This is a genomic window from Streptomyces sp. NTH33 (assembly GCF_003236365.1).
Lineage (GTDB): Bacteria > Actinomycetota > Actinomycetes > Streptomycetales > Streptomycetaceae > Streptomyces.
Genome location: NZ_POTZ01000264.1, coordinates 1 through 10,033 on the forward strand (window position 1 = coordinate 1; position 10,033 = coordinate 10,033).

The window sequence follows — 10,033 nt, forward strand, 5'->3', positions numbered from 1 at the left end:
GGCTCGGGGCGCGGGGTGCGGGAGTGAGGCGGGCTCAGGGCGCCGAGAGCCGGAACGACACCTGACCGAACGCCACCTGGTCGCCCTCGCGTACGACGGCCGCGCCGATCACGCGCCGCCCGTTGACGGTCGTGCCGTTGGTCGAGCCGAGGTCGCGCAGCACCCACATGCCGCCCTGGTGGCGCAGCTCGGCGTGGACCCGGGAGACCGTCTCGTGGTTCAGCCTCAGGCCGCTGGCCGGATCCCGCCCTATGCGCAGCGGGTGGCCGCTGCCGGGGTGCGGCAGGAGCAGCTTGGGCAGCCGTTCGGCCTGCCAGGCCCTGCGCAGCCGCACGCTGAAACCGGACATCGCCTCGACCGTGCCGAACACCAGCCGGGACAGCCGTCCCTCGGTGCGCAGGTCGGCGGTGAGCGCGGCGAGCTCCTCCGAGCTGCGGGCGGTCAGGGCCAGCTCCATGCGGCGCACGAACGTGTCGTGCGACAGGCGGCCCATCGCGACGCCGTCACGCAGGACCTTCAGCGCCTTGTCGCGCTCCGCGTCGGACAGCCGCGCGGGGGAGGCGGGAAACTCGAAGGACGACGTCACGGTGGTGATTGTCGGTCAGCGGGACGCGGGTGTCCAGAAGACTCCGAAACGGCGCCCGGCAAGGCGGATCCGGCGACACCCGCCGCAAAAGGGAGGATTCGAAAGCGGATTGATCTCAGATGGAGGACGATGGACGGGATCATCACGGTGAGCAGACGAAGGGGAACCGTCCGTGCAGTTCGAGGTGTGGGCACCGCAGGCCGGCCGGGTGACGCTCCAGTGCGACGGCGCCACGCACGCGTTGGAGCGCGATCCGGAGCGGGCGGGGTGGTGGACCGGCGAGGCGGAGGCGGGTGACGGCTCGCGGTACGGGTTCTCGCTGGACGGCGGCCCGGTGCTGCCGGATCCGCGTGCGCGGCGGCAGCCGGACGGCCCGGACGGGTTGAGCGCCGTCGTCGAGCACGGACGGTACGCGTGGCGCTCCGGTGCGTGGGACGGGCGTCCGCTGCCCGGGGCGGTGCTCTACGAGATGCACGTCGGCACGTACACGCGTGAGGGCACCTTCGACGCGGCCGCCGAACGGCTGGAGCATCTGGTGGAACTGGGCGTCACACACGTGGAGTTGATGCCCGTGTGCCCGTTCCCCGGGCGGCACGGCTGGGGGTACGAGGGCGTCTCGCTGTGGGCGGTGCACGAGCCGTACGGCGGGCCGGAGGGGCTGAAGCGCTTCGTCGACCGGGCGCACGGGCTGGGACTGGGCGTGGTCCTGGACGTGGTGCACAACCACTTGGGCCCCTCCGGCAACTACCTGCCGCGGTTCGGGCCGTACTTCACCGACACCCACCACACCCCCTGGGGCGCCGCCGTCAACCTGGACGCGCCCGGCTCGGACGAGGTGCGGGCCTTCCTGGTCGGCAGTGCGCTGGCCTGGCTGCGCGACTACCGGCTCGACGGGCTGCGCCTGGACGCGGTGCACGCACTGGTGGACACGCGCGCGTGCCACTTCCTGGAGGAGCTGTCCACGGCCGTGGACACGCTCTCGGCGGACCTGGGCCGCCCGCTGTTCCTGATCGCCGAGTCGGACCTGAACGACCCGCGGATCGTCACCCCGCGCACGCGGAACGGCCTCGGTCTGCACGCCCAGTGGAACGACGACTTCCACCACGCGCTGCACTCGGCGCTGACCGGCGAGTCCCAGGGCTACTACGCCGACTTCGGGCGGGCCCCGCTCGCGGCGGTCGCCAAGACCCTCAGGGGCGGCTACTTCCACGACGGGACGTACTCCAGCTTCCGCGGCCGCCACCACGGCCGCCCGCTGGACCGCACCCGGGTGGCCGGACACCGGCTGCTCGGCTACAGCCAGACCCACGACCAGGTCGGCAACCGGGCCCAGGGCGACCGTCTGTCCCTGCTGCTCGCGGACTCCCCCGGGCTGCTGGCCTGCGCGGCCACGCTGACGCTGACCGCGCCGTTCACGCCGATGCTGTTCATGGGCGAGGAGTGGGCGGCCACCACGCCGTGGCAGTTCTTCACCGACCACACCGACCCGGAGCTCGCCGAGGCCGTGCGGCAGGGCCGGCGGCGGGAGTTCGCCGCGCACGGCTGGGCGGCCGAGGACGTGCCCGACCCCCAGGATCCGGCGACCCGGGACCGGTCCTGCCTGGACTGGTCCGAGCCGGGGCGGGAGCCGCACGCGCGCGTGCTGGCCTGGTACCGGCGGCTGATCGCGCTGCGCCGCGAGCAGCCGGACCTCACCGACCCGGATCTCGCGGACACCAAGGTGGCCTACGACGAGGACGCCCGCTGGCTCGCCTTCCGGCGCGGGGACGTGCTCGTGGCGGTCAACCTCGGCGAGGAGCCGGCGGCCATCCCCCTGGGTTCCCGCCCGGCCGAGGTGCTGGCCGCCTGGGAGCCGGTGGCGGCGCCCGGCCCGGACGGGCTGCTGCGCGTGCCCGGCCGGTCCTGCGCGGTGCTGGTGCAGTACTGAGCGCGGAGGACCGGTGACTACGGCTCCTCGCCGCCGTCCCGGAACTCCGTGACGCGCTCCAGCATGATCGTCTCCCAGGCGTGGCGCAGCTGGGACCTGAGGGGCGGCAGTGGGCCGCCGTCGTGGCCCTCGATGCGGTCGGCGAGGCGGATCACGGTGTCGCAGCGGGCCAGCCACAGGCCGCGCAGACAGGGCCGGGCTCCGTAGCCGGCCAGGGTGGCGGCGCGCACGGCGGCCGGGGAGCCGACGGCGACGGCGAGGCCGGCGATGTCCTCGGCCGGGTCGCCGACCACCGCGTCGGTCCAGTCCAGGACTCCGCGCACCCGGCCGTCGGCGCTCACCACCAGGTGCTCGCCGCTGAGGCGGTGGTGGACGAGCACGGCGGTGCCGCGCTGGGCGACGAGCTGGGCCGCGGCGGGCGCGGTGAACTGGGTCATCCGTGCGGGATCGAACTCGTCGGCGGCCCCGAGGCGCTCGGCGCAGCGCACGGCCATGCGGCGCAGTGCCCCCAGGGAGCGCGGCGCGACACGCGGCACGCCGAACGCCTCGGCCTGCCGGACGGGCACCTCGCGCAGCCCCGTGAACAGTCCGGCCAGGTCGTCCTCGCCGACGGCGGACACGTCGTGCTCGACGGCCGTGCCGCCGGTGATCCTGGTGTCCAGCGTGTACGCCAGTCCCGGCGCCCACTCGCCGTGCGCGACGCCGGCCGGGACGGCGATCCTCAGGTGCGGGCGGACCAGGTCGCGCAGGCGCAGTTCGCGGCGCAGGCGCACCGAGGCCTCGCGGTCGGGGGCCAGGCGCAGCACATGGCGGGTGCCGACCCACCACGTGGAGTGCCCGCCGCCCTCGGCGACGGGCCGGACCTCGGGTCCGGCGGCGGTGCCGGCCCTGCCGGCCCTGTCCTGGAGGCTGTCCTCGAGCAGGGTGCGGACCAGCCTGCGGACGGTGTCCGCGGTGGGTGTCGGTGCCTGGGTCATCGTCGCGCCGTGTCGTTCCGGTCAGTCGTTCCGGTCGGTCGTTCCGGTCAACAAGGGGTGGGGGTCGTCTGTCGGTCAGTCCACCGTCACCAGCTCGCGGGTCGTGTCGTTGAGGCGGCGGCCTCCGTCCTCCGTGACGGTGACGATGTCCTCGATGCGCACTCCGAAACGGCCGGGCAGGTAGATGCCGGGTTCCACGGAGAAGCACATACCGGGGACGAGGGGCTGCTCCTCGCCCTCGATCATGTACGGCGGCTCGTGCGTGGTGACGCCGATGCCGTGGCCGGTGCGGTGGATGAAGTACTCGCCGTACCCGGCCGCCTCGATGACCGCGCGGGCGGCCCGGTCGACCTCCTGGCAGGCGGCGCCGGGGCGCACCGCCCGGAAGCCGGCCTCCTGGGCCTCGCGGACGATGTCGTGCACCCGCCGCTCCTCGTCGGTGGGCTCGCCGACGTGCACGGTGCGGGTGGTGTCGGAGCCGTAGCCGTCCTTCAGGCCGCCGAAGTCGAGGACGACCATGTCACCGTGCTCGATGACACGGTCGCCCACCTCGTGGTGCGGGTTGGCGCCGTTGGGGCCGGAGCCGACGATGGTGAAGTCGACCTGGGAGTGTCCGAAGCGGCGCAGCAGACCGGCGAGGTCGGCGCCGACCTCGGACTCGCGCCGGCCGGCGAACGGCATCCTCCGGATCTCCTCGAACGTGGCGTCGGCGGCCGCTCCCGCCGCCGCGAGCAGTTCCACCTCGGCCGCGTCCTTCACCGCGCGCAGCATCGGCAGGGCCTCGGTGAGGGAGGCGTAGGAGGTGCCGGGCAGCGCCTTCTGCAGGCCGAGCAGGTGCATGGCCCAGGTGTTGTCGCTGATGCCGAACCGGCCGTCGCCGTCGAGCAGGCCGGCCGTGACGGCGTAGGGGTCCGTGCCGTCGGTCCAGTCGCGCAGGGCCAGGGTGGACGCGCCGACGGCCTTGGCGGCGTCGGGGGCCTCCAGGGTGGGCACTACGAGAACAGGTTCGACGGGGTCCCGTCCGGGGGCGAGGACGAGCAGCGTGAGCCGTTCGGTGACGGCGGTGGGCGCGTAGCCGGTCAGCCACACCATGTCCGGGCCGGGCGCCACCAGGAGCCCGGCCAGCCCGGCGTCGCCGGCTGCCCGGGCGGCGCGTTCCATCCGGTCCCTGTAGTCGTCGGCGGTGAAGGGTGCGGGCATGATGCCGGTCATCCGGGCCTCCGTGTGCGGCGGGAACGGCGGTGAGGGCTACGGACAGCATCCTGCCCGGCCGCACGGTGCGACGCGAACCGGTCGGGGGTTTCGACGGCGGTCGCCATCATGTCCGGATCGCGTCCGGATCGCGTCCGGGTTGTCAGGCGACCACCCCCGGGACGACGGTCAGCCGCCGGTGGGTGCCGTTGAGGTGGCGCACGGTCACGGACACCTCCTGGCCGGGACGGGCGCGGGCGACCGCGCGGGTGAGGTCCACCGCCGAGGCGACCGGTGTCCCGCCGAAGGCCAGGAGTACGTCGCCGCGGACCGGACCGGCCGTGCAGCCGGGGCCGGTCCGGGAGGAAGACATGGGCCCGGCCCGCCAGCCACTCGGCCTTGTAGCGGTCGACCCGCCGGTGCCAGTTGAGGACGCCGGCCATCCAGTTCTGCAGGTCGGCGACATAGCCCCGCATGGTCGCGCGGGCTTCCTCCGACAGCTCGAAGTCGTCGTAGAAGATGGGCAGTTCGTGCGCCACGACGTGCTCGAACTGGCGCATGCGCTGGGTCATCAGATCCTGGACGACGGCGAGCGCGGCCGGGTAGTCGATGCCGAAGAAGTGCTGGACGACGAGGATCGCGTTGTGGATCTCGCCCTCGTACTCGATCTCCTTCTGGTACGAGAAGACGTCGTTGAGGAGGCAGGCGTAGTCGACGGCCGCGTTCTCCAGGGAGCGGACCGGGCCGCTGCGGTAGACCTCGGGCGGGATGGCCGGGCCGTGGCCCATCCGGCACAGGCTCAGGGTGAGGTCGGCGCCGAAGGTGGCGCGCCGCATCTCCAGGTAGTCGACCGGGTCGGGGACGCGGTTCTGGATCTGGTTGGACAGCTCCCACACCCAGCTCTCGGTCATCGTGTCGATCGCGCGCTTCAGGGTGCGCCGCTGGTCGGGGGTCATCCCGGCGGTGGTGCGCGCCCACAGGTCGGTCAGGGCGTGCTCCATGGCGTTGACGGGGACGAGCGGCGCCTCCCCCTCGACGGGCATGCAGGCCGACAGGCGGGCCGTGGTCACCTTCGCGGCGGCCAGGTCGCGGCGGTGGCCGTGGACGAGCGGGTAGTAGTCGTCGCCGTAGGTGCCGAAGGCGAGCCACTGCGCGCTCAGGTCGAGGGCTTCGGGGGTGGCGTCGGGGTCGATCCCCGCCGAGCACAGCGCGAGGTCGTAGGCGGCGAGCTTGTCCTCGTCCCACACGCCCTCGGCGAGGATGCCGGTGCGGTGGCACCACTCGGCCAGGGTGCGGCGGGCCGTGTCCAGGTGGGGGCTGAGCTGCAGCGGGTACGGCATGTACAGGTCGGGGATGCGGGACGGGCCGACCTTCTGGAAGGGCACGTGCGTGTAGGCGCGCAGGCGCTCCGCCCCGGCCGCCGCGAGCAGCGCGCCCACGTCGGCCGCCGAGGTGCCGGGGCCGGACGGACGCCCCCAGGGACTGGTGGAGCGGGCCCGCTCGTTCATGTACCGGCTGGAGCGCAGGTGCCACTCGTGGCCGCCGGACTGCCAGTCCTGCAGGCCTTTGGTGTACGCCGCCACCGCCGCGACCTCGTCCGGGGTGAGGCCGCTCTCCGCGGCCAGTGCGGGGACTTCGGTGAGCGCGGTGTGCTCGAACTGGTGCAGCCGGGAGGTGAGCACGTCGTTGACGCGGTCGGCGGCCTCCTGGGTGGTGCAGCCGAAGAAGGTCTCCAGGACCAGGACGCCGTTGCTGAGCTCCCCCTCGTCCTCGACCTCCCGCTGGTAGGAGAACAGGTCGTTGCGCAGGTGCACGGCGTCGGAGAACGTCTCCATCAGCACCCTGAGCGGCCGGGACCCGGCGACGGCGGCGGGCACTTCGGCGGTCGCGTACTCCACGAGCCCCGCCGACCAGGGGGCGCCGCCGACCTTGCGGCGCATCTCGATGTACTCGACGGGGTTGGCGATCCGCCCCTCGTTGATGTTGGACAGCTCCCACAGGGACTCGTTCAGCAGGTGCTCGGTCGCCACCGCGAACCGCCGGCGCCAGCCGTCCGACATCGACGGCACCGTGCGCGCCCACAGGTCGGCGAGACCGGCCTCGACCGGGTTCTCCGGCTCGGGCACGGGGGTGGCGGGGTCCAGCGGCATGAACAGGGGCAGCCGGTCCAGGTGTGCCTTGCCGCCGGCGCGGTCCTGGCCGCGTTTGAAGGTCTCCAGGAAGTGGTCGTCGAAGAAGAAGACCCACACGTACCAGTCGGTGATGAGGGACAGGGCGGATCCGTCGCAGTCGGGGTGGGTGCAGGCGCAGAGCAGGCCGTAGTCGTGCGCGTCGAGGTCGGCCTGCTCCCAGATCCCGGAGCCCTCCAGCATGCCCATCTCGCGCGCCCACCGCGTCGAGTGGGCGCGGGCCTCGTCGACGTGCGGGTTGAGCCGCGCGGGATACGGCATGTAGAAGTGCGGGAGTTCGAAGGGCTGCTGCGTCATGGCCGGGCCCTACCCGCGACGCTCCGGCGCCATCCGCGGGCCCGAAGCCGATCACACCTTCGCGTGAATCGGCGGGTGAACAGGGGTTGTTCCCTGGTCCTCCCCGGTCCTCCCCGGTCCTCTCGAGTCTTCCCCGGTCCTCTCAGGTCTTCCCAGGTCCTCTCAGGGCCTGACCTGGATCAGCGCATGCGTGCCGCCGATGCGCCAGCGTCCGTCCCCGGTGGCGTCCAGCGTGGCCTCGGTGGACGCGTCCAGGCCGGTGATCACGTCGGACTTCAGGGTGCGCAGGGCGGCGACGGGGCCGGGGAAGTAGTCGGTGACGTCCGCGAAGGGCGTGGTCGGCGGCCACAGCCGGTCGCCGACCAGGCGCCGGTAGTTCAGGTCGCCCTTGAGCACGGTCAGCGTGGCCGCGGCGAACTCCTCGCGCAGATCGCCGGGCATCGCGGCGTACGGCAGCGGGGAGCAGGAGAAGGGATGGGCCCGGACCGTGAGCCGGCCGTCGGCCATCGCCGACCACAGGCGACGCCCGTATCCGGCGGCCGCCCCGGGAGCCGCCGCCAGCCGGCGCACGGCGTCGACGACGTCGGCGGTGGTCGCGTCGGAGACGTAGTACGGGTACGGCTTGACGTGCAGGACCGCCCGTTCGACGCGGCCGTGGGCGAGGAGGTGGGCGACGAGGAGGAGGTCGGGGACGAGTTCGCGGCCGGCGTTGTCGGCGACCAGACAGAGCGTGCCGGCCGGGGAGGGCGGCAGCAGCGACCAGAGCGTTTCGCTGTCGTCGGCGACCAGGCCGGGGGCCGGCTGCGTGGCCCGCGCCGCCCGAGCGCCCGCCGCCGAGAGCCGGAAGCCCAGGTCGGCGCGGTTGCCCCAGAGGGAGCCGTGCAGCAGGGCGGCCGCGCGCCGCGGTGGCGGTTCGCTCTCCAGCGCGTCGAGTGCCGCCAGCTCCTCGTCCGTCTCCGGGGAGTCGAGTTCGGCGCGTTTGAACGGGCGGAAGGGGTCGATGCCCTGCCAGGGGCCGGGCGCGAAGTAGCCGACGGCTTCGAGGAGCCTGCGGTAGAAGTAGCTCTCGGACCACAGCCACGGCACGTCGAACCAGGACCGGCCCGCGTACCGCGCAAGCCCCCAGTCCTGCCAGCGTTCCCGGTCGTGCGCGTCGGCGGGAAGCTCTTCGATCACGCCCTTCGTGCAGCTCTCCAGCAGCGCGTCGAGGGCGCGGTGCTGCCCGGGGCCGTAGGGGAAGGCCTCCCGCACCTGCCGGACGATGGCCGGGTGCCGCTCGGCCAGCACGCTGTGCGGGAAGGAACCGGGCTCGTTGCCGAGGAGCACGGGCGCGGAGGGGAGCGAAGGCATACGCCTCACCGTACCGCGCGGGTCACACGGCGACGATCTCCCGCTCCAGCCTCGTGGCGAGGCTCAGATAGCGGGGACGCCGGTGCACCGGGACCAGGCCTCGGATCAGGAGGTGCCACATCTCGGTCGTCCTGCGCGGCAGCCGCGCCACGGGTTCCAGGGGCCGGCCCGCGACCCGGGTGCCGACGAAGAAGCAGACCAGGGAGTGCGCGACGGCGTGGACGTCGACGTCCGGCTGGATGTCGCACTCCCGGGCGGCGCCGAGGAGTTTGCGGGTGATGATCTCCAGCCACTCGGTGAAGGGGTGCCGCAGGGGCGGCTGTACCTCCACTCCCCCGGTGGCGAGCCGCAGGCCGGCCCGGGTGATCGGGCCCTCCACGGCGAGCCGGGTGAGCGCGTACGTGATGCGGATCAGGGCCTCCAGCGAGGAGCAGCCGCGCCCGTCCACGTCACTGGTCACCTGGTGGGCGGCCCGGGACTGCAGCTCCATGATGGTCTGGGCCAGGTCCTCCTTGGCCGCGAAGTGGAAGTACAGAGCGCCTTTGGTGACGTTCGCGTGTGTGACGATGTCGCTGAGGCTGGTGCGCTCGTAGCCCTTCCGGTCGAACAGGTCGGCGGCGGCTGTGATGATCGTCGCGCGGGTCTGCTCGGCGCGTAACTGCCTCGGCATCGACAGGACACTCCCGGGGCCGTGACGAACTGGGCATGCCGTTTATTCTCACTCGCGTACACGATAACTCACCGCCCGGTGGCGTCCATCCGGCCCCCCGAGGCCGTTCACGCCTCAACGTCGGCCTGCTGCCGGTCAGTTGCTCGAGCATGGCGGGGCCGGCCCGGACACGGTGTTCGCGAAGGCGACAAGCGGGAACAGCGCCCCCGGTGCTCACCGGGGGCCGCCCTGGTCCTGCGTCCGCGTCCGTGCCCGACCGCGTGACGTGGCCGGTCAGTTGACGTGGACGGGGGCTCCGGCGTCGGTGACCGGAGCGTACTTGGCGGTGAAGTAACCGCTGCTGGAGCACAGCGACGAACCGGACACCTTGGTGAACTGCTGGTTGGTGAAGGCGATGCCGCTGTCGGCGTTGTCGGCCTTTCCGGTCAGGGCGTCCGCCTTGTAGACGCAGGTGACGGTGCCGAGCAGGGTGCGCAGCTTGACCGTGGTCTGGATGGTCGAGCCGGCGGCCGGGGCCGCGGGCCGCCTTCCGCGGGACACACCGAGCCGCGGGCTCGGTCGGCGTCCGCGCTTCCGGCCGACTGACCGGACGAGCCGCCGGGGACGTCCCGCCCCTCCCGCCGGCTCGGCGGTCGTCCTGGAGGCCGCCGAGCCGGCGGCCTCCAGCCGCGGGGCACGGCGCGAGCCGATCGGCGCCGGCGGGCGTACGGGCACGCACGCGTCGTACGCCCGCCCGGCACCGGACCGTCCGGGGGCGGGCGCCGGGACGGGCGGACCCGGTCCGCCGCGCTCAGTGCGGCGCGTCCGGCGGCCGGGGCCGGGTCGGTGCGGACGCGCCGCACTGAG

General features: G+C 73.4%; 7 protein-coding genes and 1 pseudogene. 1 reads left to right on the forward strand and 7 read right to left on the reverse strand.

Translation table 11 applies throughout. The features are described 5' to 3' along the window. Window positions 1-34: 34 nt before the first annotated feature. A complete protein-coding gene (locus C1I97_RS23260; protein WP_111005135.1) occupies window positions 35-586 on the reverse strand; it encodes a DUF1707 and FHA domain-containing protein in 552 nt (183 codons plus the stop codon). Between the two features lie 172 nt (window positions 587-758). Here C1I97_RS23260 and treZ point away from each other — a divergent pair, with 172 nt between their 5' ends. Further along, window positions 759-2,513: a malto-oligosyltrehalose trehalohydrolase gene (gene treZ / locus C1I97_RS23265; protein ID WP_111005136.1), complete on the forward strand. Its 1,755-nt coding sequence runs from the start codon at window positions 759-761 to the stop codon at window positions 2,511-2,513. Window positions 2,514-2,530: 17 nt separating this feature from the next. Here the strand turns inward: treZ and C1I97_RS23270 are convergent, their stop codons facing one another. The 6 genes and pseudogenes from C1I97_RS23270 to C1I97_RS23300 all read right to left on the reverse strand — a co-directional run. Beyond that, window positions 2,531-3,490 (reverse strand): aminoglycoside phosphotransferase family protein, encoded by a 960-nt coding sequence (locus tag C1I97_RS23270; protein ID WP_111005137.1) that lies wholly within the window; start codon window positions 3,488-3,490, stop codon window positions 2,531-2,533. 75 nt (window positions 3,491-3,565) lie between these two features. Continuing rightward, entirely contained in the window at window positions 3,566-4,702 is a 1,137-nt protein-coding gene (locus tag C1I97_RS23275) for an aminopeptidase P family protein (protein ID WP_111005138.1), read from the reverse strand. Further along, entirely contained in the window at window positions 4,699-7,167 is a 2,469-nt protein-coding gene (locus C1I97_RS23285) for a terpene synthase family protein (protein ID WP_441349142.1), read from the reverse strand. Before C1I97_RS23285 ends, C1I97_RS23275 begins: the two co-directional genes overlap by 4 nt. A gap of 162 nt (window positions 7,168-7,329) precedes the next feature. Continuing rightward, a complete protein-coding gene (locus tag C1I97_RS23290; RefSeq protein WP_111005139.1) occupies window positions 7,330-8,517 on the reverse strand; it encodes a damage-control phosphatase ARMT1 family protein in 1,188 nt (395 codons plus the stop codon). Between the two features lie 22 nt (window positions 8,518-8,539). Continuing rightward, on the reverse strand, window positions 8,540-9,187 hold the full coding sequence (locus C1I97_RS23295) for a ScbR family autoregulator-binding transcription factor (RefSeq protein ID WP_111005140.1): 648 nt from the start codon (window positions 9,185-9,187) through the stop codon (window positions 8,540-8,542). Between the two features lie 273 nt (window positions 9,188-9,460). After that, window positions 9,461-9,700, reverse strand: a pseudogene (locus C1I97_RS23300) (Tat pathway signal sequence domain protein); the annotation flags it as partial. Window positions 9,701-10,033 lie beyond the last annotated feature (333 nt).